The sequence below is a fragment of the Mycobacterium sp. URHD0025 genome (assembly GCF_000426065.1).
Classification (GTDB): domain Bacteria; phylum Actinomycetota; class Actinomycetes; order Mycobacteriales; family Mycobacteriaceae; genus Mycobacterium.
This window is the reverse complement of record NZ_AUEQ01000001.1, coordinates 290,700-316,748: the sequence shown is the minus strand read 5'-3', so window position 1 is coordinate 316,748 and position 26,049 is coordinate 290,700. Positions and strand designations below refer to the sequence as shown.

Annotated in this window: 29 protein-coding genes; 14 read left to right on the top strand and 15 right to left on the bottom strand. The window is 65.2% G+C overall.

Annotation, left to right across the window (positions count from 1 at the left end):
* Positions 1 to 17 precede the first annotated feature (17 nt).
* Positions 18 to 257, bottom strand: a complete 240-nt coding sequence (locus H977_RS36015; protein ID WP_036474905.1) for a DUF2795 domain-containing protein — start codon at positions 255 to 257, stop codon at positions 18 to 20.
* Positions 258 to 362: 105 nt separating this feature from the next.
* On the opposite strand from H977_RS36015, the gene H977_RS0101530 reads away from it, so the two are divergent.
* Positions 363 to 1,277, top strand: coding sequence for a ribonuclease Z (locus H977_RS0101530; protein WP_029106209.1), 915 nt, complete (start codon positions 363 to 365; stop codon positions 1,275 to 1,277).
* Between the two features lie 319 nt (positions 1,278 to 1,596).
* Here H977_RS0101530 and H977_RS0101520 read toward each other — a convergent pair whose 3' ends face one another.
* Positions 1,597 to 3,066: a glyceraldehyde-3-phosphate dehydrogenase gene (locus tag H977_RS0101520; protein WP_029106208.1), complete on the bottom strand. Its 1,470-nt coding sequence runs from the start codon at positions 3,064 to 3,066 to the stop codon at positions 1,597 to 1,599.
* A gap of 163 nt (positions 3,067 to 3,229) precedes the next feature.
* Between H977_RS0101520 and H977_RS0101515 the strand changes: the two genes are divergently transcribed.
* Complete coding sequence (locus tag H977_RS0101515) at positions 3,230 to 4,402, top strand: phage tail sheath family protein (protein WP_029106207.1); 1,173 nt, start codon at positions 3,230 to 3,232, stop codon at positions 4,400 to 4,402.
* A gap of 4 nt (positions 4,403 to 4,406) precedes the next feature.
* Here H977_RS0101515 and H977_RS0101510 read toward each other — a convergent pair whose 3' ends face one another.
* A complete protein-coding gene (locus H977_RS0101510; protein ID WP_029106206.1) occupies positions 4,407 to 4,826 on the bottom strand; it encodes a DUF5313 domain-containing protein in 420 nt (139 codons plus the stop codon).
* 67 nt (positions 4,827 to 4,893) lie between these two features.
* On the opposite strand from H977_RS0101510, the gene H977_RS0101505 reads away from it, so the two are divergent.
* A complete protein-coding gene (locus tag H977_RS0101505) occupies positions 4,894 to 5,271 on the top strand; it encodes an ArsR/SmtB family transcription factor (protein WP_029106205.1) in 378 nt (125 codons plus the stop codon).
* A gap of 20 nt (positions 5,272 to 5,291) precedes the next feature.
* On the opposite strand, the gene H977_RS32245 is transcribed toward H977_RS0101505, so the two are convergent.
* The 4 genes from H977_RS32245 to H977_RS0101485 form a co-directional block, all read right to left on the bottom strand.
* Positions 5,292 to 5,675, bottom strand: a complete 384-nt coding sequence (locus tag H977_RS32245) for a type II toxin-antitoxin system VapC family toxin (protein WP_036474771.1) — start codon at positions 5,673 to 5,675, stop codon at positions 5,292 to 5,294.
* The gene (locus H977_RS0101495) at positions 5,672 to 5,902 is read right to left on the bottom strand and encodes a type II toxin-antitoxin system Phd/YefM family antitoxin (RefSeq protein ID WP_029106204.1); all 231 of its coding nucleotides are present in this window, start codon (positions 5,900 to 5,902) and stop codon (positions 5,672 to 5,674) included. Before H977_RS0101495 ends, H977_RS32245 begins: the two co-directional genes overlap by 4 nt.
* Positions 5,903 to 5,944: 42 nt before the next feature.
* Positions 5,945 to 6,571, bottom strand: coding sequence for a DsbA family protein (locus tag H977_RS0101490; protein ID WP_029106203.1), 627 nt, complete (start codon positions 6,569 to 6,571; stop codon positions 5,945 to 5,947).
* Between the two features lie 83 nt (positions 6,572 to 6,654).
* On the bottom strand, positions 6,655 to 7,254 hold the full coding sequence (locus H977_RS0101485) for a TetR/AcrR family transcriptional regulator (RefSeq protein ID WP_036474768.1): 600 nt from the start codon (positions 7,252 to 7,254) through the stop codon (positions 6,655 to 6,657).
* Between the two features lie 94 nt (positions 7,255 to 7,348).
* Here H977_RS0101485 and H977_RS0101480 point away from each other — a divergent pair, with 94 nt between their 5' ends.
* Positions 7,349 to 8,953 carry an FAD-binding protein gene (locus H977_RS0101480; protein WP_029106201.1) on the top strand — a complete coding sequence of 535 codons (1,605 nt, stop codon included), beginning with the start codon at positions 7,349 to 7,351 and terminating at the stop codon, positions 8,951 to 8,953.
* 66 nt (positions 8,954 to 9,019) lie between these two features.
* A complete protein-coding gene (locus tag H977_RS0101475) occupies positions 9,020 to 9,997 on the top strand; it encodes a glycoside hydrolase family 6 protein (RefSeq protein ID WP_036474765.1) in 978 nt (325 codons plus the stop codon).
* Between the two features lie 8 nt (positions 9,998 to 10,005).
* Here H977_RS0101475 and H977_RS0101470 read toward each other — a convergent pair whose 3' ends face one another.
* Both H977_RS0101470 and H977_RS0101465 read right to left on the bottom strand, forming a co-directional pair.
* A complete protein-coding gene (locus tag H977_RS0101470) occupies positions 10,006 to 10,632 on the bottom strand; it encodes a hypothetical protein (RefSeq protein ID WP_029106199.1) in 627 nt (208 codons plus the stop codon).
* Between the two features lie 131 nt (positions 10,633 to 10,763).
* Positions 10,764 to 11,702, bottom strand: a complete 939-nt coding sequence (locus H977_RS0101465; protein WP_051288519.1) for an SMP-30/gluconolactonase/LRE family protein — start codon at positions 11,700 to 11,702, stop codon at positions 10,764 to 10,766.
* A gap of 76 nt (positions 11,703 to 11,778) precedes the next feature.
* Here H977_RS0101465 and H977_RS0101460 point away from each other — a divergent pair, with 76 nt between their 5' ends.
* Together H977_RS0101460 and H977_RS0101455 are read left to right on the top strand one after the other, a co-directional pair.
* Entirely contained in the window at positions 11,779 to 12,393 is a 615-nt protein-coding gene (locus H977_RS0101460; RefSeq protein WP_029106197.1) for a TetR/AcrR family transcriptional regulator, read from the top strand.
* A 96-nt stretch (positions 12,394 to 12,489) separates the two neighbouring features.
* Positions 12,490 to 12,774, top strand: a complete 285-nt coding sequence (locus tag H977_RS0101455) for a hypothetical protein (RefSeq protein ID WP_029106196.1) — start codon at positions 12,490 to 12,492, stop codon at positions 12,772 to 12,774.
* Here the strand turns inward: H977_RS0101455 and H977_RS0101450 are convergent.
* Both H977_RS0101450 and H977_RS0101445 read right to left on the bottom strand, forming a co-directional pair.
* Positions 12,749 to 13,420, bottom strand: a complete 672-nt coding sequence (locus tag H977_RS0101450; protein ID WP_029106195.1) for an FMN-binding negative transcriptional regulator — start codon at positions 13,418 to 13,420, stop codon at positions 12,749 to 12,751. The genes H977_RS0101455 and H977_RS0101450 overlap by 26 nt on opposite strands.
* Position 13,421: 1 nt before the next feature.
* Positions 13,422 to 14,021: a helix-turn-helix domain-containing protein gene (locus tag H977_RS0101445; protein WP_029106194.1), complete on the bottom strand. Its 600-nt coding sequence runs from the start codon at positions 14,019 to 14,021 to the stop codon at positions 13,422 to 13,424.
* Positions 14,022 to 14,175: 154 nt separating this feature from the next.
* On the opposite strand from H977_RS0101445, the gene H977_RS32240 reads away from it, so the two are divergent.
* The 4 genes from H977_RS32240 to H977_RS35555 all read left to right on the top strand — a co-directional run bounded on the left by H977_RS32240 (position 14,176) and on the right by H977_RS35555 (position 19,617).
* On the top strand, positions 14,176 to 16,230 hold the full coding sequence (locus H977_RS32240; RefSeq protein ID WP_051288517.1) for a DNA/RNA non-specific endonuclease: 2,055 nt from the start codon (positions 14,176 to 14,178) through the stop codon (positions 16,228 to 16,230).
* Entirely contained in the window at positions 16,227 to 17,339 is a 1,113-nt protein-coding gene (locus H977_RS0101435; protein WP_231395835.1) for a glycoside hydrolase family 183 protein, read from the top strand. Before H977_RS32240 ends, H977_RS0101435 begins: the two co-directional genes overlap by 4 nt.
* 4 nt (positions 17,340 to 17,343) lie before the next feature.
* Positions 17,344 to 17,679 (top strand): hypothetical protein, encoded by a 336-nt coding sequence (locus tag H977_RS0101430; RefSeq protein ID WP_029106192.1) that lies wholly within the window; start codon positions 17,344 to 17,346, stop codon positions 17,677 to 17,679.
* A gap of 111 nt (positions 17,680 to 17,790) precedes the next feature.
* The gene (locus tag H977_RS35555; RefSeq protein WP_196808148.1) at positions 17,791 to 19,617 is read left to right on the top strand and encodes a M12 family metallopeptidase; all 1,827 of its coding nucleotides are present in this window, start codon (positions 17,791 to 17,793) and stop codon (positions 19,615 to 19,617) included.
* Between the two features lie 15 nt (positions 19,618 to 19,632).
* On the opposite strand, the gene thiD is transcribed toward H977_RS35555, so the two are convergent.
* The 3 genes from thiD to H977_RS0101410 are packed head-to-tail and all read right to left on the bottom strand — an operon-like array spanning position 19,633 to position 22,812.
* On the bottom strand, positions 19,633 to 20,439 hold the full coding sequence (gene thiD / locus H977_RS0101420) for a bifunctional hydroxymethylpyrimidine kinase/phosphomethylpyrimidine kinase (protein WP_029106191.1): 807 nt from the start codon (positions 20,437 to 20,439) through the stop codon (positions 19,633 to 19,635).
* A gap of 37 nt (positions 20,440 to 20,476) precedes the next feature.
* The gene (locus H977_RS0101415) at positions 20,477 to 21,583 is read right to left on the bottom strand and encodes an alpha/beta hydrolase (RefSeq protein ID WP_029106190.1); all 1,107 of its coding nucleotides are present in this window, start codon (positions 21,581 to 21,583) and stop codon (positions 20,477 to 20,479) included.
* Complete coding sequence (locus H977_RS0101410) at positions 21,580 to 22,812, bottom strand: MFS transporter (RefSeq protein ID WP_029106189.1); 1,233 nt, start codon at positions 22,810 to 22,812, stop codon at positions 21,580 to 21,582. Before H977_RS0101410 ends, H977_RS0101415 begins: the two co-directional genes overlap by 4 nt.
* A gap of 101 nt (positions 22,813 to 22,913) precedes the next feature.
* Here H977_RS0101410 and H977_RS0101405 point away from each other — a divergent pair, with 101 nt between their 5' ends.
* Both H977_RS0101405 and H977_RS0101400 read left to right on the top strand, forming a co-directional pair.
* Positions 22,914 to 23,777 (top strand): helix-turn-helix transcriptional regulator, encoded by an 864-nt coding sequence (locus H977_RS0101405; RefSeq protein ID WP_029106188.1) that lies wholly within the window; start codon positions 22,914 to 22,916, stop codon positions 23,775 to 23,777.
* Positions 23,778 to 23,799: 22 nt separating this feature from the next.
* On the top strand, positions 23,800 to 24,204 hold the full coding sequence (locus H977_RS0101400; protein WP_231395834.1) for a (R)-mandelonitrile lyase: 405 nt from the start codon (positions 23,800 to 23,802) through the stop codon (positions 24,202 to 24,204).
* Here H977_RS0101400 and H977_RS0101395 read toward each other — a convergent pair.
* A complete protein-coding gene (locus tag H977_RS0101395) occupies positions 24,201 to 24,809 on the bottom strand; it encodes a TetR/AcrR family transcriptional regulator (protein WP_029106186.1) in 609 nt (202 codons plus the stop codon). The genes H977_RS0101400 and H977_RS0101395 overlap by 4 nt on opposite strands.
* Before the next feature lie 69 nt (positions 24,810 to 24,878).
* Here H977_RS0101395 and H977_RS0101390 point away from each other — a divergent pair, with 69 nt between their 5' ends.
* A complete protein-coding gene (locus H977_RS0101390) occupies positions 24,879 to 26,042 on the top strand; it encodes an aromatic ring-hydroxylating oxygenase subunit alpha (protein WP_029106185.1) in 1,164 nt (387 codons plus the stop codon).
* The last annotated feature ends 7 nt before the right edge of the window (positions 26,043 to 26,049 follow it).

The window sequence follows — 26,049 nt, the reverse complement described above, 5'->3', positions numbered from 1 at the left end:
TCTCCGTTTTCGCGGTCTCAGACTGTCCGGCGCGCCGCCGCCTTGTCGGCATCGTCGAGGTTCCCGTCCGACAAACTCACCGACGCCAGGACTTCGGCCATGTTGGCATAGGTCTCCGGTGGCATCGCACGTAGCGCGCGGGCCGCGTCCTCGCAGTCGTTTTTCATTGCCACATCTACGATTTGGTCCTTGTGCGCCGGGAAGTCGACATCGTAGAGGCAGTCCCGAAGACGGCTCTGGGCGATAGAGGCAACCATGATCGTGTCTCCGTATCGGTCTGTGAATGAACAACGCGCCTACTGGACATCCCCGCGGAATGCCGGCGGTAAACGTCGGAACACTGTTGGACGTACTGTCGGAAGGTGTCGGTCCGCGAGTTGGTCGTGCTCGGTACCTCCAGCCAGGTGCCCACCCGTCACCGCAATCACAACGGTTACCTGCTGCGCTGGGACGGTGAGGGCCTGTTGTTCGACCCGGGAGAGGGAACTCAGCGTCAGCTGCTGCTGGCCGGTGTTGCCGCCGGCTCGATCACACGGCTATGCCTCACCCACTTTCACGGCGACCACTGTCTCGGCGTTCCCGGAGTGCTGCAGCGCATGTCGCTGGACGGTGTGCCACATCCGCTGCGGGCCTACTTCCCGGCATCAGGGCAGGAGTACTTCAGCCGGCTCAGGCGTGCCAGCATCTTCCACGACACGCTCGAGATCGACGAACACCCGATAGACGCGGACGGGCCCGTCGTCGATGCCGCATTCGGACGGCTGGAGGCGCACCGGCTGGACCATCCGGTGCACTCGATCGGTTACCGGCTGGTCGAGCCGGACGGTCGGCGCATGGTGCCCGAACTGCTGGCACGTTTCGGCATCGCCGGACCGGTCGTCGGACAACTGCAGCGGTCGGGGGAAGTGAGCGTGGCCGGCCGCCGGGTCCGGCTCTCCGATGTCAGCGAGCCACGCCGCGGGCAGCGCTTTGCGTTCGTCATGGACACCCGGTTGTGCGACGCCGTCTACGCCTTGGCCGAGGACGTGGACCTCCTGGTGATCGAGGCGACCTTTCTCGATCGCGACGCTGGACTGGCCTCGCGCTACGGGCATCTGACCGCGCGGCAGGCTGCCGAGGTGGCCGCGTCGGCGAAGGCGCGGCGGCTTGTGCTCACCCATTTTTCCCAGCGTTACGAGGACGGGGAGCGCCACCGGGACGAGGCGGCGGAAGTCTTCGACGGCGAGGTGATCGTGGCCGAGGACCTGATGAGGATCCCAGTTCCAAGGCGGGCGTGAGGGCGGCCGCTCGCCGGGTTGCAGGGTGTCAACGATTCCACCAGATTCGATACATTTTGTAACCCTTGCCTGGTGGGCGGGCGACCTAAGGTCACAGCTGTGCGCGATCACCCATCAAGGTGACAGCACCGGAAGACCGTCGGTTCGTCTGTAGAGGTTGCTTCATGAGTGGTGTTTTCGAGCGGCTGGCAACTGCCATGTACATAGCGATGACGGCAGCGTTCTTAGGACTGGCGTTCTCGGCTCTCCTCGCGGTCCTTATCGCTACCGCCCCTCTCAAGCTCTTGAGCTCTTGGCGTTGATCGACGGGCATGCTCGATTACGGAGTGAGCAAGGCGGTCTGATCCGCCTCGGCTCCGATCCGCGGGTAGGTCGGGTACTCAATGCCTGACAGGTACTGCACCGTCCGCACCACCTGACTCGAATAGCCGAATTCGTTGTCGTACCAGACGTAGAGGATCACGTTGTCGTCGTCGACGATCGTCGCGTTCGCATCGATGATGCTCGCCGCACGGGAGCCGATGAAGTCGCTGGAGACGGCGTCGGTCGCCGCGGTGTAGTCGAGGTTGCGGCTCAACGGTCCGGACAGCGACGCCTGGCGCAGGTACTCCAGGGCCTCTTCCTTGGTGGTCGGGCGGTGCAGTTGCATGTTGAGGATCGCCACCGAGACGTCCGGTGTGGGAACGCGAATGGAGCTCCCGCTGATCTTGGCCTTCAGGTCCGGCATCGCCTTCGCCACCGCCGACGCTGCACCCGTTTCGGTGAGCACCAGGTTGAACGGCGCGGACCGGCCCCGGCGATCAGCCTTGTGGTAGTTGTCCAGCAGGTTCTGGTCGTTGGTGAACGAGTGCACGGTCTCCACGTGGCAGCGCGCGATGCCGTACTCGTCATCCATCGCCTTCAGCGGCGGGACGATCGCGTTGGTCGTGCACGACGCGCACGAGAAGATCTGCTGCTCGAGATCGAGCGTGCGGTGGTTCACCCCGTGCACGATGTTCGGCACATCGCCCTTGCCGGGCGCGGTCAGCAAAACCTTCGCGATGCCGGGGCGCAGGTGCTTGGACAGGCCCTCGCGGTCGCGCCACTTACCGGTGTTGTCGATAAGGATCGCGTTGTCGATGCCGTACTGCGTGTAGTCGACGGTCGACGGGTCGTCGCTGTGGATGAACTTGATGACATTGCCGTTGGCGATGAGGCAGTTGTTCTCGGTGTCGACCTTGATCGAGCCGTTGAACTGGCCGTGGACCGAGTCGCGGCGCAGCAGCGAGGCCCGCTTGGCCAGGTCGCCCTCGCCGTTGCTGCGGATCACGACGGCGCGCAGGTTGAGGCCGTTGCCGGATCCGGCCTTCTCGATGAGCAGCCGTGCGACGAGCCGGCCGATGCGGCCGAACCCGTAAAGCACCACGTCCCGGGGGCCTTGCGGTTCGCTCTTGTGTTCACCGGTCACGTCGCTGAGCACCTGCGCGGTGAATTCGGGTACGGACAGTCCGGCATCGCCGGCGCGGTAGGCCATGACCAGCAGGCCGAGGTCGATCTTCGACGGGCCCAGGTCCAGATCGGCCAGTGCCTGCAGGAAGGGGAAGGTCTCCTCGACGGACAGTTCGTCACCGCCCACCTGTCGCGCGAAGCGATGGGTTCGCAGGATGCTGATGACGGATTTGTTCACCAGCGACCGGCTGTGCAGCAGAACCGTCACGCCCTTCGCCCGGTGCAGGGTGCCGATGATCGGAATCATCGCCTCCGCGAGTGCTTCCTGAGCATTCCAATGGGCGAGTTCTGGCGAGTTCAAATCAATCGTCCTGTGGGTCGTGTGGGCTGGCCCCTCGGATGAGTAGCGCTTCGATGTTAACGATTGGCCGATCTCACAAATCGCCACGGTATGGCCGTGAGATGGGCAGTGGCCCAGGTCACAGGTGGAAAGATCAGATCCGGATGGGCCGAAAGGGGTTCTCATGCCAGTGCCGGAGCAACCTCCCGGGGTCGAAATCGGGGAACGTGGGGGCCATCCGATCACCGGCGTGACGACGATGTGCGCATTCGTCGGAGGCGCTGCGAGCGGGCCTGTCGGGGATCCGGTAGAGGTCGCGTCCTATGCCGAGTTCGAGAGCACATTCGGCGGATTGGCAGCTGACAGTGGCCTCGGATATGCCGTGCAGGATTTCTTCGCCAACGGCGGATCCGACGCCGTGATCGTGCGCCTGGTGGCCGCCGACGGCGCCGCGCTCTCCGAAACCGACTACATCGACCTGGGTTTCGAGGAGGCCGAAAAGGGCCTCTATGCCGTGGCCAAGGCCGAGCGGTTCGCCCTGCTGTGCCTGCCGCCACCGGTCCCTGACGGCGATCTGCCGCTGAACGTGTGGGCGGCGGCGCTCACGTTTTGTGCCCGACGCCGCGCGTTTCTGCTCGTGGACCCGCCCGCCGCGGCGACGCCGAACACCGTTCGTAGTTGGCCGGCGGCCCGTGGACTGACCGGGGACGCGGCCGGCAACGGCGCCATGTACTTCCCGCGGATTCGGCGCCCGGATCCGCTTCGGAACGGGGCGGCAGGCGACTTCGTGGCGTGCGGCGCGGTGGCCGGAGTGATCGGGCGCACCGACGCCGACCACGGAGTGTGGAAAGCACCGTCCAACGCCGGGCTGTCCGGGGTGACCGGCCTGACCGTGGCGCTCACCGACGCACAGAACGGCATTTTGAACTCGTCGGGAATCAACTGCCTTCGGACACTGCCCGGCAAGGGGACGGTGGTGTGGGGTGCCCGTACGCTGCGCGGCATCGACACCCTGACCGACGAGTTCAAGTACATCTCGGTGCGACGGCTCGCGCTCTACATCGAAGACTCCGTGTACCGCGGCACCCAGTGGGCGGTGTTCGAGCCCAACGACGAACCGCTGTGGGCGCAGCTGCGCCGGAGCGTCGGCGAATTCCTGCGAGTTCTGTTCCGGCAGGGCGCCTTTGAGGGACAAGCCGAAGACGAGGCCTACTTCGTGCAGTGCGGTCGCCACACCATGACGCAAGATGACATCGGCCAAGGCCTGGTCAACATCGTGGTGGGGTTCGCACCTGTGAGGCCGGCGGAGTTCGTCATGATCCGCATTCAGCAGAGGGCCGCGGCGCCGGCGGGATGACTGATCAGATGTGGCCGCTGCTGCTCGGGCCGTTGCGTGGCCCGTAGCGCTCGGCGTAGGCCTGATGGATGTGCGCGTTCTTCTTGCGCGACAGTTCGTCGATGAGGGCCGGGTTCAGGCCGTGCTTGACGAGCATGTGACGCCGCCACACCTTGTTCAGCGCGTGGGAGAAGTACACGAACGGGATGAAGATGGGCACAGTCATGCTGGCGTGCAGGTACAGCGACATCGGGATGAACCAGATCGGCGCCAGGACGAGGATCGCCGGGATCGCGACGCGGACCATCATCCGGATGGTGGCACCGGGGCCTGCCAGGTCGTTGGCCACCCACTCGCGCATCGAGTCGGGCAGCCGTTTGCCGTAGCAGTATCCGATGTACTGCAGCGGGCCCGGTTTTGTGCGGGGGGCTTGGCCGGTGGGCATTGCTGAAGGTTAACGCTCGCTATGATGGTTTGCGAATTTCTTCAATCCGTCAATCATTGGGGCAGCGGTGACCGACAGCGTCTTGGATGGTCCGGAGCGACCGCTGTACGAGATCAAGGCCAACCTCTTCAAAGCGCTGGCGCACCCTGCGCGGATCCGCGTGTTGGAAATCCTGTCGATGAATGCGGAGCCAACCCCGGTCAGTGCGATCCTGGCCGCCACCGATATCGAGCCGACCCTGCTGTCCCAGCACCTCGCGGTCCTCAAACGCCACCACGTGGTCAGCGGGCACCGGGTCGGCAACGCCGTGTACTACACGCTGGCTCATCCGAAGATCGCTGAACTGCTACTCATCGCCCGGACGTTCCTCGCCGACACCCTCGCTGCTCAGCACGGACAGCTCAAGGCCGTCGGCTCGCTGCCGCCGATCGGAACCCCTCGCTGATCACTGCGGAAGGTGAGGGCTCAGGTTCTGGCGTCAACCGCCTCGGGTACCGCAGTCAGGAGCTTGGCGTCGGCGGTGAGCAGGGCTAGCCGCTCCACACTGGCTTGAGCCACGAGGATCGCATCGAATGGATCCTTGTGGGGTAGCGCGGTGAGCTTCGAGGCGAGAGTGTGGCGACGCGTGATCGGCAGACCCTGCAAGCCGGATTGGCTGATTGCCTCGTCGAGATCATCGGGCAGCGTCAGCTTGCCGATCGCGGCCTTGATGGCCAGCTCCCAGGTGCTGGCCGCGGATGCGAATACCGCGGGACTCTGTGTGATGCGGTCACGCGCCTTGGTTCCCAGCCGCGGGTTGTCTTCGAGTAGCCAGAGCAGGACGTGAGTGTCCAGCAACAACCCGGTCATTCGATTCCGAACAAGCTGTTGAGGTCGCTATCGGTGTCGTCGAAGTGTTCTGTGTCGTAACCGAATTGGCCGGCGAGCCCGCCGAAGGCAATGTCGACACGGCTATGGGGAACGAGGTCTGCCACCGGTTTGCCTGCCCTCGCGATCGTGATCTTCTCGCCGTTCTCGACGCGAGTCAGCAGTTGCGACAGGTGTGTCTTCGCATCGTGGATATTGACCGTTGGCATGAGGCCAGCCTACTAGGCTTAGTCTAGTCGGACTAGGGCCGATCAACGGGGCAGACGGTCGAGCCAATCGGAGTTCCCATCGACCGATTCGCCGTCGATGACCACCATCGGCACCCCGGAGTCGGGGAGCTGCCGCAGCAGCGGCAGGTTGTTGGCGGCGATGGCGTGTCCGTCGAACGGGATGGGAAGTCCGAGCTTGATCATGTCCTGCGCCGACGGCGGCGCGCCGGCGCGATCGGCCAGGCCGGCGAGCTGATCGTTGCTCAGATCGGTTGGGCCCTTTTCCTTCGGCTGCTGGTCGGCGGCGAAGATCTCCTCGATGAACTGCCAGGTGATGTCGCTCGACTTGGAGTGATCGGCGACGATGAAGGCCGCATAGATCGCGCGGCTGTCGTACGTGCCGCTGGCTGAATACTTTTCGAGGAAATTCACGAGCCGCAGGTTGATGTGGAGCTTGCCGGTCTCGATGCGGCGGCCGATCTCGGCGCCCTGCTCGCGGACCATCTTTCCGCTGTAGGGGCACAGCGGATCCAGGTAGAGGTCGATCTGGCCCGGCGCTGCCGGGTCGCCGATGGAGAGCGCATCCCCGGCCGGAGATGCTTCCGCCGCGTACGCACGGCCGGCGCCTGGCCCCCACATCAGAACCGCTGCCATCAGGCTCAGCACCATCGCGATGGCAATCGAGGTACGTGTCGACCGGTTCGCAGATCGGGTTCGCGTGTGGCTCATGGGCTCCATCATGTCTGAACGCCTCAGCGTGACGGCCCGAGCCCGTTCTCGATGAGGTGCATGACCTCGCCGGCGACTTGGTCATGCGCCTTCTCGGAGTTGATGACGTTGTGCAGCACCGCGGTCATCATGATCGCGCCGAAGATGGTGATCGCCGCGCTCTGCGGGTCGGGGAGGCGCCGCAGCGAACCATCGTCTGCCCCGGCCCGGAGCACTCGTGCGATGGGATCGTAAAAAGCCTCTTGCACGGCCGTCGCGAGCTCAGGTAACCGGATCGCCCGACTCAGATCGCCGACAAGCGCCTGGGCGGTTGCCGGGCGGTCCATCGTGTGGGCGACCTGGACCTGGATCACCGAGGCCAATCGATCCCTACCCGGCCCCGGCGCATCGGCAGCCGAGGCGACGTCGCGGGCGAGCGCATCGAGCGAATCCCGGAAGAGGAAGGCCAGGATGTCGTCCTTGCCCTTGAAGTAGTAGTACAGCGTGGCCTTCGGGACGCCCGACGCCTTGGCGATGTCCTCGATCTTGGTTTTCTCCAGCCCACGGGCCGCGATGAGGTCGGTCGCGGTGTACAGCTTCTCGGCCACCGCGGCAGGCACGGTTCGCCCGGTCTGTTCAGCCACGAGCGCAGTCTACGAGCGTCCTTGCGCGGAGTTTGTACTTTGAGTACAAACTAGGAGTTCAAGATCGGGCGGCCGATCACATTCAGGGAGAGCCATGCCAAACGCGCACACAGTCGATGTTCTCGTGGTCGGATACGGAGCTGCGGGCGTCTGCGCTGCGTTAGAAGCACGCGCGCGAGGCGCCGATGTGCTGGCCATCGACCGGTTCAACGGCGGCGGTGCAACGCAGGTGTCCGGCGGGATCATCTATGCGGGCGGCGGCACCTGGGTGCAGCGCCAAGCCGGCGTGGACGACACTCCCGATGCGATGTACGCCTACCTGCAGGCCGAGATCGGCGATGCCGTCCGTCCCGAAACGCTTCGACGCTTCGTCGACGACAGCCCGGCGATGATCGACTGGCTCACCGCACACGGCGTGCCCTTCGAAGCGTCGGTGTGCCCGTACAAGACGTCCTACCCGAACAACAAGTACTACCTGTACTACTCGGGCAGCGAGAACTCCGGGCGCTTCCGCGCGATCACGCCGCCGGCGCAACGGGGTCACCGGGCGAAGGGGCCGGGTGCCTCGGGCAAGAAGATCTATCAACCCTTGGCCGAATCGGCAGCAGCCCTCGGAGTGCGCACTCAGTTCCACACTCGTGCTGCCGCGCTGCTGACCAACTCGGAAGGCCGCGTGGTCGGCGTGCGCGCCACGACACTCGCCGACGCCCCGGCCTGGGTCCAGCGCCGCTACCGCGCATACGCCGACCTGGCCATCAAGCCGGGCATCTACTACCCGCCGCTGCGGGCCGCGATGGAAAAGCTCCTGAACCGCCTGGAGCGCAGGTATGCCCGCACTGTCGATATTCATGTGCGCCAGGCGGTCATCCTCAGTGCGGGCGGCTACATCGCGAATCGTGAATGGATCGCCGAACACGCGCCGCAGTACCGCGATGGGCTTCAGCTCGGAACCAGCGCCGATGACGGCGGCGGAATCACTCTGGCAGCCGATGTCGGTGCCGCCGTCGATCGTCTGGACAACGTATCGGCCTGGCGATTCATCACCCCACCGAGCGCGTTCCTGGGTGCCCTCGTCGTCGACGAAGACGGACAACGCTTCATCGACGAGACCCGCTACGGAGCGGCCGTCGGTCACGCCATGATTCAAGAGCACGGCGGCCGCGGCTGGATTCTGGCCGATCACGGCCTGCTCAAGGAAGCGCGAGCACAGCTTCCCCAGCAGGCCATCTGGTTTCAGCGTCTGCAGATGGAAGCCATGTTGCGCACCGACCGGGTCGTCGGGGACACCTTGGAGGAGGTGGCCGCCAAGGCCGGGGTCGATCCGGCCGGTTTGCGTGCCACTGTCGAGGCCCACAACGCGGCCGCCGCGGCCGGGTTGCCGGATCCGCAGGGGAAGCCGGCCGAATTCGTGCACCCCGTCGGCGAGGGGCCGTTCTCGCTGATCGCGATCTCCATCAAGCGCAGCCTGATCAACCCGTGCCCCATGTTCACCCTCGGCGGCCTGGTCGTGGACGAAGACACCGGGTCAGTGAGAACGCCTGCAGGCCAGGCGATTCCAGGTCTGTATGCGGCCGGACGTACGGCGATAGGGATATGCGCGAACTCCTATGTCAGTGGGCTGTCGCTGTCCGATTGCGTCTTCTCGGGGCGGCGGGCCGCAAAGCACGCCGTGGAACTGGAAGCCGCACCGATGCCGTAGGAGTGGTGTGGCTCCTGGGGGAGCGACTGGCGCTTATCGCCTCGCGCCATTACTTTCCCTGAGGTGATGTCCTCAGCTGCTGGCGCAGTCGCTCGGTTGATCGCCCCTTTTCTGACAGTTGCCTCCGTGGTCGGCGCGGGTCTTGCCGCCGAGCCGGCGCCCATGGTGCGCCTGGCCAGTGACGGCAACCCGCTGGAGGGCCATTCGTTCTACGTCAATCCTTCGTCGAAGGCCATGCGTGCTGCCCAAGGCAACCCGAGTCCCGAGTTGCAGGTGATCGCCAACACGCCGACGGCCTACTGGATGGACAACGTCTCCAGCCCCGCGGTGGACGCCAAGTACATCGCTACGGCCCAGGCCGCCGGCACCATGCCCATCTTGGCGCTGTACGGCATCCCGCATCGTGACTGCGGAAGCTATGCCGCGGGTGGATTCGGGTCGGGTGCCGCCTATAAGGGCTGGATCGACGGGGTGGCGGCCGCCATCGGCGGTGGACCGGCCGCGGTCATCCTCGAACCCGATGCGCTTGCGATGGCCGACTGCCTGTCCGGTGACCAGCGCGAGGAGCGCTACAACCTGATGAGCTACGCCGTCGACACGCTGACCCGCAATCCGGGCACCGCGCTGTACGTCGACGCGGGTCACTCGCGGTGGGTCGCCGCCGACGAAATGGCGAACAGGCTCAACCGGGTCGGGGTGGCCAAGGCCCGCGGTTTCAGCCTGAACACCGCGAACTTCTTCACCACCGAAGAGGAAATCGGTTACGGCGACGCGATTTCGGGCCAGACCGGTGGCAAGCCCTACGTCATCGACACGTCGCGCAATGGCGCCGGACCGGCCGAAGGTGAGATGTACTGGTGCAACCCCAGCGGCCGGGCCCTCGGTGCAGCGCCGACCACGGCGACCGGAAACGGCAATGTCGACGCCTTCCTGTGGGTCAAGCGTCCCGGCGAGTCGGACGGCTCGTGCGGTACGGGTGAGGCTTCCGCAGGAACCTTCGTCAACCAGTACGCCATCGACCTGGTCCGCAAGGCTCACGGGTAACCGCCGGCTTACTGGGGCGGTGGAGCGACCTCGCACTCGGCGAGCATCGGTGTGGAGAAGTTGACCGATCCCACGCCGCCGAGTGTCATCCCGTTGTCGGCGAGCGTCATCGTCGTGGTGTAGCGACAGGTCTGGTTCACCGTCAGGCCGGTGAGGAATTCGACGTCGTAGGTGTACAGGAACGAACGCACGAGCTGGTTCGGATCCCATGGCACATCGAGGGCGAAACCCAACGACGACGCGGACAGGGCATTGAGCAGTCGCGGTCCGACCTCACCGATCCCGGGAGTCAGATAGAACGGGGCACCGTCGAGCTTGGTTCCGGACACGCTGACACTTCTGATGCGATAACCAGTGGTGCCCGACGGGATGAGTGGGCCGCGTCTGATGTTCGTGCTGAACAGGATTGAGTAATTCGTGCCGCCCACGATCGCTGTCGTGCTGAAACTCGTCGAGGTGAACTCCTGCGGCAGCTGAGCCGCGCAGTTGCCGACCTTGCCCGATGGGTCACCGCATTCCGGAGGTGCCGCAAGAGCAACCGGTGCGACGACCGCTGCTCCGATGATGGGTACCGTGACGGCCGCGCCGCGAATGAACGTGCGTCGGGAGAACGCACTTCCTGAACGATTGGTCATTGGTCTTCCTCCTTGTTGGCTCGTGCTTTTCATCGGCATCTTCGAACCTAACAAGGGTGACTTGCGGTGTGGTGGCGATTTCCGCTAGCGGAAAGTGCCCGCTCCGCCGTCGACGAGCAGGGTCTGCCCGGTCATGTGACAGGCGAGAGGTCGACCCCGGCCGGGGGTTGGAGCCGCCGCAACTTGCCGTCGAACGCCGTGACATACAGGGCATTGCCTTCGGGACCGGGCCCCACCCGCACCGACGTCGGTCCGTTGGGCGGCAGGGAGAGTTGGCTGAGTCCTCTGGCGATGGTGCACACCCGTCCGGTGCCGGTGTCCACGGCATACACCTCTCCTGAGGTGTCTCCGGCGACATACAGTGTCCCGTCGCGGGTGGCTTGCATGTCGTCGGAGCCGGCGATCAGGCCCGGCAATCGCGCCACGGTCGACGTCGTGTGGGGCTTGTCGAGCGGAATCCGGAGAATCGTTGACAGGGCCGAATTCTCGGTGAATATCGCGGTGCGATCAGGCGTCAATGCGAGACCGTTGGGAAGCGGTGTGGTTGACCAGGTTTGGGTGTGGAGTCCGGTGGCGGGGCGGTAGCGGTCGATGCCCTGGGGTGGGACGCTCAGTTGCGAGAAGATCAGATCCCCGTCCGGTAGGAACAGCAGCCCGTTCGGTGCGGACAGCCCGGTGAGCAAGGTGGTGGCTTGCCCGGTGGACAGGTCCAGACGTTGCAGCGTGCCGCGTGAGGTGCCGGGGTTGTTTCCGGTGAGGAAGTACAGGTCGTTTCCCGAAAGCCGCAGCCCCGCGGGGTGATCGAGGCCGGTCAGCACCGTGGTACTGGTCCCGTGGTCGTCGACGTGAAGCAGACGTCCATCCGTGATCGCGCTCAGGTAGAAGCCGCCGTGGCCGTCGGGCTCGAGATTCTCGAGCGCGCCGAGCCCGCCGGCCACCGTGGTCACCGGCCATGTGCGACACGCGCCCGCCGAGGTGTCGGAGCTGGGCGTCGCGCTCGCGGTCGGTGCGGCCGCCACGATCAGGGCCGCGAGGGCGCAGGCGCCGGCGCGAATTGTTTTCTGCAGCATCGAATCACCCCTCGGGAGGTCTGGAGCTCACGTTTGATACCTTTTGGTATCGGATGCCAAAAGGTATCATGAGTCCGTGGCGAAAGACGAGGGCGAACCGGTGCGGCCCATGACGCGGCGGCGCCTCGAGACCCGTCGCCGGCTGCTGGATGCGGCCTTCGCCGTGTTCGCTGCAAAGGGGTTCGGGCGCACCAGGATTGATGACATCTGTCAGGCTTCGGGGTACACCAAAGGCGCGTTCTATTCGAACTTCGGCACTTTGGACGAGTTGTTCCTGGCCCTGTATCGGGAACAGTCCCGCGAGTTCGCCGAGCACACCGTGAGATTCTTGGCAGCTGAACCGTTCGACACCGTCGAGGCGACGATCCAGGCGTGGGCGCAGGCCCTGCCCATCAACCGGGATTGGTTGCTGATCAACACCGACTTTGTCCTGTACGCGGCTCGTCGGCCGGATGTGCAATCGGAACTTGCGGCGGAACGTTCCCAGATGCGCGAGGATTTCACCCGCATGCTCGCCGACCACATCGGCGACCGCGGGACGGACCTTCCGGGGGTACTGCCCACGCCGGCCGACATGGCCCGGGCCCTGGTCACGGTCTATGACGGCGCCATCGCGCAGCTCATTCTCGACATGGACGAGCCCGCGGTGCGAAAGCACTTCGCAGACATCGCCAGTGCGCTTTTCCGGTAGTGCTCACACAGCAGTCGAGGCCTGTGTGAACAGCTCCTTACCAGACGGATACGGCCGGGAAACTGATTCGCCGGTGGATGGTGCCACCGTAGGGCGATGACGGCAGAACCTGTTGATCCATTCTGGCATCGGCCGGTGGCCGCGCCCGCTCCAGTGTTGAATCTGGCTCCCCGGGCGAGCGCCGATGTACGTCAGGCGCAGGCGTTCATCGCGCTTCTCGAAGCGGAAATGGCCGATGTTCAGTCACAGTTGGCGCGGATCGAGGAGCGGGTGAGGCTCGGCCGTCCGGGAGCGCATCATCATCAGATTGCGGTGCGGGCGCGGCTCAACGAGGTGCAGCGCCTACTCGACGCCCTCATTTTCCGCTTTCCTTCCGCCTGAGCTTCCAGTCGCCGATCGCGGCGAGACGTCGGCGTTGTTGGGCTGCGGCGGCGTTGTCCAGACCGTGCCCACGCTGTTCGAGGTTGTCGATCACGCGCTCACGGTGCTCGACCGGATTGGCATCGTCGTACTTGAACTTCGCTTCCACCCGCACCACCTCCAGGCGAATGCCGCGAATGCCGGGCAGCATGCGGCCGTACGGGTCTTCCCCGACCGCGACGGTGGCGTGGCGGCCTTCTGGCTGGAAGTCGGCGAGCTGGGCGGCGAGGATACGGGCCTTGTCTTCCGCGGCATCGAGAATCGTTGGGCGGCAGACGAACTGCACGGACGAGTAATAGCTCGTCGGTACCCCGTCCTCGTCGGGGCCGCCCGCCTTGGCGCGCCAGTAGGTGGGGATGAAGGCGTAGTCACCAATCACCGTCATGCGCACCTCGGTGGCAGCTTCCAGATGCGGCCAGACCGGGTTGGGCCGGGCCAGATGCAGCAGCAATTGCGCGCCGGCATTGGTGAAGTGGGTCGGCACCATCACCGGGGCGGCGGCCGGGTCGAGGTTGTTGACGCCCAAGATGCCGAATCGATCGGTGCCGGCCAGCCAGTTCTGCCATTCGGCCTCGTCAAGGGCGGCGTCCCACGGGTGGATCAGCATGTCATTCTCCTCGGGGTCGTTGGGCCGTGCCCACACCGGGTTCGAACACTGTCAGGGCGAAACGGGCGGGTACATCGTGCGGGTTGGCGTAACCGTGGTCGACGTCGCCGGGGAAGGCCAATGCGTCGCCGGCCTGCAGTGTGATCACCTCGTCGCCGACGTCGACACTGATCGCACCCTCGAGCACGTGAATCAGCTCCTCGGTGCCCGCGGCATGGGCTTCACTGGTGTGACGGTCGCCCGGACCGAGCGACCAGTCCCACAACTCGACAACATCCGGTGGCGTTGTGCCCGCCACCAGAACACCACGGCCACCCGCCGCGCCGCTCCACAGCTGTGCGCCCTCGCCGGCGCGGGTGACTTTCACCGGGCGGGCCTCCGGCGGCTCCACCAGCGCGGGAAGGCCAACCCCGAGCGCATCGCTGAGCCGCAGCAGTGTCCCGACACTGGGGTTGACCTCGCCGTGCTCCACGCTGACCACCATGCGCCGGCTCACCGACGCCGCGGCCGCGAGCTGATCGAGGGTCCAGCCACGCGACGCGCGTTCCTGTTTCACGCGCGCGCCGATCGCGGTGGCCAGTTTGGCCGCGGCCTCGTCCATGAGTGCAATATAACGCACTACAAGTGCAATCTCCCCCGGGTGCCGCCGGGTCGCCTTCATACAGCGGAAACGAGTAGTCGCCTACGCGTGTGCCGAAGAGGGGCGGGGAAAAGACTGGTTGCAGCGATATCCCGACGTAAATGAGGTAGCCGTCATGTCGAACGTCTTCATGGAACCCGACCACTGCCGGTTGGTTCGCCGCGTCGCCGCGATCACCGCCGGGGATCTGACCTCGACGCAGATCAGCAAGGTGGTCGGAGGCGACCTCGATCTGCTCAAGAACCTCCCGCAGTCCGGTAAGGACAAGGTGGCGGCTCTGGTCAAGCCGCAGATGAAGGGCGAACTCGAGAAGATCATCGGTCCGACGACCGACTTCGTGCCGATCTACTACGTCGAGATGGCCAGGCTGTCCGCGCAAGCGGTGGCGCGCGTCATCGACGGTAAGCGCCGGCCGCTGGGCACCGGCGTGATGGTGTCACCGCGGTTGTTCATGACCAACAACCACGTGATCGCAGATGGCCAGAGTGCCGCATCGGCTTCGATCCAGTTCAACTACCAACTCGACATCGACGACGTGCCTGCAGCGGTCACCGAGTTTCGGCTCGACCCGGCAACCTTCTTCTGGACCAGCGCGGAGAACGAACTCGACGTCTCGGTGATCGCCGTCGGCCCCCGGACGGCCGGCGAGGGCAAACTGGGCGAATTTGGTTGGAGTGCACTGTCATCGGCGCAGGACAAGCACGCCGAAGGCGACCACGTCACGATCATCGAGCATCCCGACGCCGATTACAAACAGATCGCCTTGCGGGAGAACCGGGTGATCGGTCGCGGCAAGAAAGGCATCACGCTGTACTACGCCGCCGACACTCTTCACGGCTCGAGCGGCAGCCCGGTCTTCAACGATCAATTCAACCTGGTTGCCTTGCACCACGCGGGTGGCGGCCACAATGACACCGAACTCGAAGACGGTCAACCTGTTCCGGAGGACTGTAATGAGGGCATCCGGATCAGCGCCATCGTCGACGCCCTTCGCATCCGCCATGACCAATTGCCTTCCGGTTTACGGGATTTACTGGCCGAGGCGCTCAACCCGCCGGCCTCCAGCACACCGCTGGAAGGGGCGGTGGTCGTGTCCGTTCCGGCCGGCGACCGTGACGGTGCCCCGGTAGTCACAACGTCGCCGTCGGTGGTGACCGCCGATCTGGTCCTCCCCCGGCTCGTCATCACCGGCAACGTGGCCGGTCTGGACACCGGCCCGCGGATCGGCATGATCGCCGAGGAAGAGTCGGGCTCAGGGCAGGCCTCGGTCCTCGAACGCAATGACGCACCCAATCCCGACTACAGCAATCGCTCGGGTTACGACCCGGAATTCCTCTCCAAAGCCGTTGCGATTCCGTCCATACCAGCGAAGCTACTGGCGCAGTGCGCCGTACCGAAGGGCCTCAAACGGTCGACGGCCAACGTCGTGTTGCGCTACCACCATTTCAGTCTGGTGATTCGTGCCGATCGGCGGATGCCGCTGTTCACCATCGTCAACATCGACGGTCGGCGATTGCGCCGGATCAACCGCTCGACGGGGGAGGTCGAGGCGGTGGAGACCTGGTACACCGATCCGCGGCTGCGGCCCGAGCAACAGCTCGACCAGGACGTGTTCGAACGGCAGAAGCCGCGACTGTTCGACCGCGGACACATGGTGCGTCGCCTCGATCCGGCGTGGGGCAGTCCGGTCGCCGCAAAACAGGCCGCGGACGATACTTTTCACTTCGCCAACTGCTGCACCCAGATCTCGGCCTTCAACCAGCACCTGTGGGCCGGCATCGAAAACTACGCCCTCGACAACGCAGGTGCGGAGAAGCGCCAGATCACCGTCATCACCGGGCCGGTGTTCGGTGACAAGGATCCGCTGTATCGGGGTGTCAATGTGCCGCGGCAGTTCTGGAAGATCGTCGTGCGGGTCAGCGCCGAGGACGGCGACCTTCGCGCCACGGCATTCCTGGCCGATCAGAACGCGGCTTTGGACGCGGCCTTCGGCTCCGACACCGAATCATTCAGCGACATCGACAAAGTCGTCATGTTCCAGAAATCCGTCGCCGATATCGAGCACCTCACCGGCCTGTCGTTCGGTGCGCTCCACGACCACGACACGATGACCGTGGGACTCGAGGCCATCGCGCCGCCTCTGGGCTCGTTGGATCAGGTCGGCTGGTGAGTATCACCACCGCGCCCGCCGATGCGCCCGGGCAGCAGCCGACCCGGCGCGGCGCAAAGCTCGCCGATGTCACCGGGCGCGGGATCACCGACCGATGGGGCGTCACCGCAACCGATCTCGGCGCATCGGTGCTGGCTCCGAACGGAACACTGGTGTCGGTGTTCGGCGACACCTTCTCCGGTACGCACGTCGGCGAAGGCTTATGGCGGGCTCCGGTGGTGCTCATCGGCTCCGGCGACGCGCAACGCCCGATCCGCTACGAACGCGCCGGCGGGCCCGACCCGGATTTCGCTCAACAACTCTGGTCCTATATCCACGACGACCCGGGCACCGGATGGACTCACGGCGGAATCAGCACGGTGCTGCCCTCGGACCTGCTGCGCGTCGATGACACCCTCTATCTGCACGCCATCGTCAACCGTGGCTTCCCGAACGTCATCTGGACCGAGATCTGGTCCTCGACCGACAACGGGATCACCTGGCGCCACATGGGAGACAAGGCGAAGTTCTCCGCCGGTCTGCACCACGGGCAGGCGCAGTGCTGGTCGTGGGATTACGAGCCCGACGACGGCTGGGTGTATGTGGTGTCCACGGGTTTTCAACGAGACAAAGGCATCATTCTGCGACGCGTACGCCCGGACGGTATCGGTGACAACGCCAGATACGTCGGATGGGGCTGGGATGGTCAGCGTTGGGGATGGGGCAATGAGCCGACGCCGATCACTCCCGGAGACGAGCATTGGGGGGAACTGACGCTGCGGCGCCTGGCGCCGGGGAAATGGGTGCTCGGCGGATTTCTGGCTTCGCAGTACGCCCTCGGCTATCGCGCCATCGCCTCCCCGACGGCCAACCTTCATCAGACCCCCGTTCAGACACCGGTGGTCGGCACGACGTGGGAACGCGAGGACCATGCAGTCGGCGAAGTAGCCCAGCTCTACGGCGGGTACATCATGCCGGGCGCACAGCTCGATGTCGTCGGTGGTACAGGTCTAGTTGTCTCGCAATGGAACACCACCACCGGACACCCCTATCGCGTGATGCAGTTCCGGGCCACCCTGGCGGACACCACCGCGGCGATCCACAACCCGGTCGACCCGAGAAACCTGTAAGGGGATGCGGCGCATCAGCGGTGTGGTGGTCATGCCGACAGATGCGCCCCGGGCCAACGGCCGCCTGACGGTCGAATTGCGTGACGTCACCTATCTCGATGCGCCGGCTCCGCTGATCGCGAGCTCCGAAACCGACGACATCGCAACGTCGCCCACGGCCACACATGATTTCGCGATGTTCGCGCCCGACCTCCCCCGCAGGGCTCTGGCGCTGCGCTGCCACATCGCCCTGTCAGCGGGTATGGGTGTGCAACCCGGCGATCTGCTCAGCACCCGATCCGTGCCAGTACCCGCGACCGGCGACGCCGATGGGCTTACCGTTCCTGTCGCGAGGATCTGACTGCCACACACCGGAATTCGGGTAGCGAACTACGCATTCGCGGAGGCCGTGAACCGGACGACGATAACGGCAGCGGTGCCCGTCCGGCGCGGCAGAACAGGAGTGGAGCTCATGACAATAGCCAAGGAAGCGGTCAACGCCGTGCCGCAGGACGATACCGGCGAATACCGATCCGGCACCAAGACGGGTCAGGCGGTGATAGAAACCCGAACCCTCGGGCAACGCGAGATCACCGTCTCCGAGGTAGACGGGCTGGCGGTGTTCGAGGGCGACATCGTGATCGGGCCCTGGGACAAGGTCGTGGAGCTGGAGGGCATCGGGATCACCGGCACACAATTCCGATGGCCCAACGCGGTCGTCCCCTTCGACGTCGACAGCGCACTTCCCAACGCGCAGCGCATAACCGATGCTGTCGCACACTGGACCGCCAACACCAACATCCGGTTCGTCCCGCGCACCGCGGCTGACACGGACTACGTCCACTTTGCCCGCAGCACGGCAACGCGATCGCCCGTCGGGCGGCAGGGAGGTCGCCAAGACATCGAGGTGGCGGACACCGCGCCGACAGGATCAGTGATCCACGAGATGGGTCATTCCATCGGGCTGTGGCACGAACAGAGCCGCGAAGACCGCGACAAGTTCATCACCGTGCATTTCGAGAACATGAATGCCGGCGACCAGCACAACTTCGACCAGCACATCACCGACGGTGACGATATCGGGACCTACGACTTCGGCTCGATCATGCACTACTCCGCGACCGGTTTCAGCACCAACGGGAAGGCCACGATCGTCCCGAAAGTGGCTCTGCCCGCGGGAGTCACCATGGGACAACGCAACGGCCTGTCAGCCGGCGACATCCAGGCGGTGTTCACGCTGTACCGGAGCTGGTTCCTGATTCATCCCGAGGTCAAGATGCAGCGTGGGGCTACCGTGACCGCTCTGACACCGCGCAAGGATCACATCGACCTGTTCTCGACGGGCACCGATGGTGCGGTGTGGTCGACGTTTTGGGAGCCGCGGACCGGTTGGGTGAATTGGTTCTTGATTCACCCGGAAGTGAAGATGCAGCCGGGTGCGACGGTGACGGCGTTGGTGCCCCGTGAGAATCACATCGATCTGTTCGTGACGGGTACCGATGGTGCGGTGTGGTCGACGTGGTGGGAGCCGGGGAAGCCGTGGCAGAACTGGTTTTTGATCCATCCGGAGGTGAAGATGCGCCCGGGTGCGACGGTGACGGCGTTGGTGCCCCGCAAGGATCACATCGATCTGTTCGTCACCGGTACGGACGGTGCGGTGTGGTCGACGTTCTGGGAGCCGGGAAAGCCTTGGCAGAACTGGTTCTTGATTCACCCGGAGGTGAAGATGCAGCCGGGTGCCACGGTGACGGCGTTGGTTCCGCGTGAGAATCACATCGACCTGTTCGTGACGGGTACCGATGGTGCGGTGTGGTCGACGTTCTGGGAGCCGGGGAAGCCTTGGCAGAACTGGTTCTTGATTCATCCGGAGGTGAAGATGCGCCCGGGTGCCACGGTGACGGCGTTGGTGCCCCGCAAGGATCACATCGATCTGTTCGTCACCGGTACGGACGGCGCGGTGTGGTCGACGTTCTGGGAGCCGGGGAAGCCTTGGCAGAACTGGTTCTTGATTCACCCGGAGGTCAAGATGCAGCCGGGTGCCACCGTGACAGCGTTGGTTCCGCGGACCAACCACATCGATCTGTTTGTCACCGGTACCGATGGTGCGGTGTGGTCGACGTGGTGGGAACCGGGAAAGCCATGGCAGAACTGGTTCCTCATCCATCCCGATATCCGGATGCAGCCGCGCGCCGAAGTCAGCGCACTTGTGCCGCGCACCAACCACATCGACCTGTTCGTCACGGGCACCGACGGTGCGGTGTGGTCGACGTGGTGGGAGCCGACAACCGGCTGGTTCTGAGGCGGGTGACCGCTATCAGCGGGTCGCGTCGAGCGCACCTTGCCAGACGGTGTCGAACGGCGCGTTACCGCTGATCCGGTCGACGATCCCGGCGGTGGTGAACTCCTTTGCCAGGCGCACCGCCTCCGGGACGCTGGACCCCTTGGCGAGCGCGGCGGTGATCGCGGCTGCCAGAGTGCATCCCGCGCCGGCGACGCGCGCGTGCCCTACTTTCGGTGCACGCAGGATGTCGGCGTCAGAGCCGTCGAAGAGGACGTCGACGGCGTCGTCACCGGGAAACTCCACCCCGCCCTTCACCACGACGTAGGACGGGCCGAGATCGGCGATGCGCCGGGCCGCTTCGACAAGATCGTCGATCGAGGAGAGGGTGTCCATTCCTGCCAGAGTGCGGGCCTCGAACAGGTTCGGGGTGACCACGGTGGCCAGCGGCAGGATCTGGCGGCGCAGAGCCGTGTCGGTGTCGAGCGCGGCACCGGGCTCCTGGCCTTTGCAGATCAGCACCGGGTCGACGACGATGTGCCGCCACGCTTGGCGGGCGAGGGCCTCTGCGACGACGTCGATGGTTGCGGGAGTCCCGAGCATGCCGATCTTGACGACGTCGAGGTTGTACGCCGACGTCGCGGCTTCAATCTGGTCGGCGATGACCTGTGGGTCGACGGGCACGAATCGGTGACCCCAGTTCGCCTTGGGATCGAACGAAACGATGCACGTCACCGTGCCCACACCATAGGTGCCGAACTCCTGAAAGGTGCGCAGGTCTGCCTGCAGGCCGGCGCCACCAGTGGCTTCGGATCCGGCGATGACATACGAGAGGTCCACCACGTGGGTGAGCGTACGCCTCGGTTGCTCGCCCTCGCGATCAGTGGCGGGTCAGGTGCTCACGGAAGAAGGTGGTCAACGTGTCGAACGGGATGAGGCCGACCCGATCGTAGAGATCGACGTGACCGGCGCCTGGGACGACGACGAGCCGCTTGGGTTCGGCGGCGAGCCGGTAGGCGTCCTCACTGAACTCGCGCGAGTGGGCTTGATCGCCGGTGATGAACAGCATCGGGCGCGGTGAGATCGTCTCGATGTCGGCGAACGGATAGAAATTCATGAACTTGACGTTGCTGGTGAGTGTCGGATGCGTGGTGGTGTCGGGGCTGAAACCCCTTGCCGTGCGGTAGAAGTCGTAGAATTCCCGATCGATCGGCGTCGACTGCGCGGTGAGCTCCTCGGGCGTGCCGGACGTGAATTCGGTCTTGCCGCCGGTGAATTCGACGTCACGTTGTTCGGCGGCGCGGGCGATGATCTGCTTGCGCTGGTCCGGGCTCAGACCGTTTCGCAGTCCGTCGCGGTTGGCCGCGCCCATGTCGTACATGCTCACGGTGGCGACAGCCTTGATGCGTGGATCGATCTTGGCTGCGCTGATCACAAAGCTGCCGCTGCCGCACACACCGATGGCGCCGACGCGTTCCCGGTCGACGAACGGTTGACTGCGCAGGTAGTCGACGGCGGCGCTGAAGTCTTCGGCGTAGATGTCCGGCGAGACCGCGTTGCGCGGTAGGCCTTCGCTTTCGCCCCAGAACGACAGATCCAGCGACATGGCGACGAAGCCTTGTTCGGCCATCTTGGTGGCGTAGAGGTTGGCGCTCTGTTCTTTGACCGCACCCATGGGATGTCCGACGACGATCGCGGCTGTCTTTCGAGTGCGGTCCAGATCCCTGGGCACGAACAGATTGCCGACCACATTCATCTGGTACTGGTTCTTGAACGAGATCTTCTGAACGTCGACCGCGTCGCTGACGTAGAAGTTGTCGGCACCGTGGGAGGTATCGCCCGTGGTGAGGCCAGGTGTGGGAGGCGGCGCTGCCGGCGTGGTGCTGGGCTGTGACGGCCCGCATCCCGTCGCGGTCAGGGCGGTCAGTGCGGAAAGGGTGCCGGCCAGCTTCAACACGCTGCGCCGGCCCACGGGAGTGATGGTCATCCGGATTCTCCTTGTCGGTTGAAAAGGTTTGTGCGGTAACGCGATAGCGTCAGACCCGCGATGGGCACCAGCGCGGTCCCGGTGACCGCCGCGCCGAGCACCGCCGGGCCGACCAGCCCCAGTGAGGTCGACAGCGTCGCTGCTGCCAGGGCCGAGCCGACGGCGGTGCCGAGGTTGAAGGCAGCGGTGGCCAGGGACGAGGCCAGGGTCGAACCCGCCCCGGCATACCGCAGGGTCTGCGCGATCAGGACGGGATTGGCGCCGAGGCCGGCGGCGCCGAGGAGCACCACCAGCGCCACCGTTATGGTCGGATGGCTGGACGTCGAGGCCAATACGAGCATCCCCACCGTGGACGACGACACCGCCACGACGATGGTGACCCAGGGGTACCGGTCACCGAAGCGTCCGCCGAGGACGGTGCCCACCAACGCGCCGATACCGAACCCGACCAGAACGACCGGCACCAGCGCCGTCGGAATCCCGGCCCGGTCGGTCAGCAGTGGGCTGATGAAGCTGTACATGCCGAGGAAACCGGCCTGGGCGAGCACGATCGCGGTCAGTACCACCCACATCCGCCATGACCGCATGGCCGAGATCTGGGTGCCGATCGATGCGTCCGAGGCTGACTCGCCGATGGTTGCCGGCGCAATCTGCCGCACGGCGACCGCGGTGACCAACGCCAGGGCGGCCAGCATCCAGAACGGGCCGCGCCACCCGGTGAACAGGCCCGCGAACGTACCGAGTGGCACCCCGGCGACGACCGCCAGGCTCAGCCCGCCCGACATCACGGCCAGCGCGCGGGCTCCGGCGCCGGGGCCCGCGACCGCACTGGCCACCACCGCCCCGATCGCCCAGAAAGTGCCGGTGGCCAGGGCGGTGACCACCCGTGACACCGCGACGACGGTGAACGAGTCGCTGAGCGCGGCGACGACGTGACCGGCGGCGAAGACGAGCAGGGCGCCGACGAGTGAGGCGCGGGCAGGCAGACGCAGGGTCGCCAGCGCCATGATCGGCGGGCCGATGATCATGCCGACGGCGAACGCGGTGATGAGCAATCCGGCACGGGTGACGTCGACGCCGAGGTCAGAGGCCACGTCGGGCAGAAGGCCGGCGAGCATGAACTCGGTCGTGCCCATCAGGAAGATCCCGGCGGCGACCACGTACACCAAGGCCGGGAGCCGGGTCCTGGTGCCGGTGTCCACGGGTTCGCGTTCGGTGGGAAGGAGCATGCCTCCAGGCAACCCCGTCAACCAGAATTGAGGGAGTCACTGACGAGAGGTGTACTGAAAGGGCATCCCACGGACCGGTTGCCGGTCGTACCGTCGAATGTGTGAACAACCGCGCCGAGGTTCGCGAGTTCCTGACCTCGCGGCGAGCCAAGATCACCCCGCAGCAGGCGGGTCTACCCGAGTCAGGTCAGCGCCGGGTCCCCGGACTGCGCCGCAGTGAGGTGGCCGCGCTGGCCGGTGTCAGCGTCGAGTACTACGCCAAGCTCGAACGTGGCTCACTCGGCGGAGTTTCCGCGTCGGTGCTCGACGCGCTGGCCCGGGCTCTGCAACTCGATGATGCCGAACGTGCGCATCTGTTCCATCTCGCCCATGCGGCCGACGGCACGAGTGCCGGCATGCGTCCGCGTCGACGCCCGAGCACCCGTTGGACACCTCGTCCGGCGCTGCAATGGGTGCTCGATGGTATCGGCCCGCCGGCCATCATCCGCAACGGACGCATGGACCTGTTGGCCACCAATCACCTTGGCCGCGCCATGCACGCCGACCTGTACGACCGGGAACCAGGCGGGGTGCCGAACTTCGCCCGGTACACCTTCCTCGATGACGACTCTCGCCGTTTCTATCCCGATTGGGACACGGCCGCCGACACCTGCGTCGCGATCCTGCGCACCGAAGCCGGACGCGACCCCCACGACAAGGCGATGCACGATCTCGTCGGCGAATTATCCACCCGTAGTGAACTTTTCAGGAAGCTCTGGAGTTCGCACAACGTGAGGCTGCACGGCGCAGGCACCAAGCACTTCCACCACACGGTGGTCGGAAACCTGGAACTGGCCTACGAGAGCGTGGACATGATCTCCGACCCGGGCCTCACCATGACGATCTACGTCGCCGAACCGTCGTCGCCGACGGCGCATGCCCTGGATCTGCTGGCCTCGTGGGCTGCCACCGTCGAAAACGTCTGACGCACAGGAAGTGAGGAGAAAAATGAGCAGCATGCAGGTTTCGCCCGGCGATTCGAGGGCCGCAATGGCCGGGCCTGCTGCCACATTCACCGGCGAGGTGAGTGTCAAGCCGTTGTTCGATCCCAACGATGACCGCCAGTTCAGTTCAGCGGAAGTCTCGTTCACCCCGTGCGCGCGGACCGCCTGGCATACCCACCCGGGCGGGCAGACGTTGATCGTCACCTCGGGTGCCGGCTGGGTCCAGGAATGGGGTGGCCAACGGCAGGACATCACAGCCGGTGACGTCATCTGGACGCCTCCCGGCGTCAAGCACTGGCACGGAGGCACTTCCGCAACAGCGATGACCCACATCGCGATTCAATCCGTTGTCGATGGTGAGGTCGTCGACTGGCTGGAACACGTCGCCGACGACCAATACCTCCACTAGGGGTGGACGGTGGCGTGCGCGGAAATCGCGGGCGCCACCCAGGCCCGTAGGTAGGTGCGCAGGCCGGAATCGTGGCGTGACGGTCCACCGGGGTCGATGATGAACGACTGCAGGGTCCGCAACATGAACTCGACCAGCTGGTCGAACACCTCGTCATCGAATCCGACTGCAGCCCAATCGATGTCGAAACGCCGCAGGATCGACTTGCCGAACCCGATCGCCAGGTCCGACGTCACGCCCGCGGTGAATGCGCTGGCCTTACCGGGTTGCAGCACCAGGCTCAGGTAGCGGTCGTGTGGAATCTGTTCAGCGGTGTAGGCGATGCCTTCGATGACGGCTTCGCTGGGGTCGGTGATCGAACCCAGCTCTGCGGCCAACCGGTCGAGGAAGCCGTCCACCGAGGACACGGCGGTGGCGACCATGAGGCTCTCTTGGGTGGGGAAGTAGCGGTACACCGTCTGCCGGGTCACGCCGAGGGCCTGCGCCACCTCGGACACGCTGACCGTGCTGCGCGCGTCGATGGCCCGGCGCGCCGCATCGATGATGCGGCGCTGGGCTTCGTCGTCGTCGGCGGGAATGTCTCCCGACCAGCCGTGCCTGCGCATCCGTTGATCGTCGCACGAATGGCCATCCGACCTTGACAATACAGTCGATAGCCATTGTATGGTCAGATCATGACCGTCACCCCAGTGAGCAGCACCGATGAGGAACTGACCCGACGCGCCCTGCGGCATGCCGTCGACGGGACGACGGATATGGCCGAGGCGGTGCTGAAGGTGCCGTTGCACTACTATCGCGATCCGAAGATCACCGAGATCGAGGAATCCCAGATCCTGCGTCGGGTCCCGCTGGCGATCGTGCCGTCGGCCCAGATCGCGCAGAAGAACGACTTCGTCGTCCGCTCGGTGCTCGGGGACTCGCTGCTGGTCACTCGCGACCGCACCGGCGCCTCCCACGTGTTCCTGAACTACTGCCGTCACCGCGGCGCCATGCCGGCCTGCGGGTCCGGCAATGCGTCACGGTTCGTCTGCCCGTATCACGCGTGGACCTATCGCAACACCGGTGAGCTGTTCATGGTCCCGGGCAAGGCCGGTTTCGACACGATGGACCCCGCGGCGTACGGCTTGGTGGAGTTGCCGTCGGAGGAGCGTTACGGTTTCGTCTGGGCTGTTCTGACCGCGGACGCGACGATCGAACTCGACACTCATCTGGGCGCGCTCGGACCCGAACTGGCGCAGTGGAACTACGAGACCTACGGTTACCACACCGATCGCGAGTTCTCCTCGAAAGTGTCGTGGAAGGGTGCACTCGAGGCGTTCGCGGAGGGCTATCACTTCCCATTCGTCCACGGCGAGAGCCTGATCGGGCAGAACACCCTGCCGAATACCGCGATCTACGACGAGTTCGGCAAGCATCACCGAATCGGGTTCCCGTTCAACTGGATCAAGAATCTCGCCGACGACCCAAGTGCTGCACTCGACCCGTCCGCCAACATGGGCGTCATCTACTGGGTCTACCCAAACCTGATTCTCGCGAACAGTCCTGTTGGCGTGGAGATCATCGACATGTTGCCCGAGGGTGAACCCACTCGCTGCACGGTGCGGCACAGTTGGATGGGGCGTATCCCGGCGACGAATGACGACATGCGGGCGGCCTACGACGCCGTCTACGAAGGCGTCCACGCTGCGGTTCGTGACGAAGATTTCGCGATGCTCCCGCAGTGTGGAGAAGGCGTCCGCCACGGTCAGCACGACCATATGATCATCGGCCGCAACGAGATCGCGGTTCAGCACATGATCAAGGTGTTCGCCCAGGAGCTCGGTGTCGCCTTGGGTTAGCCTGACG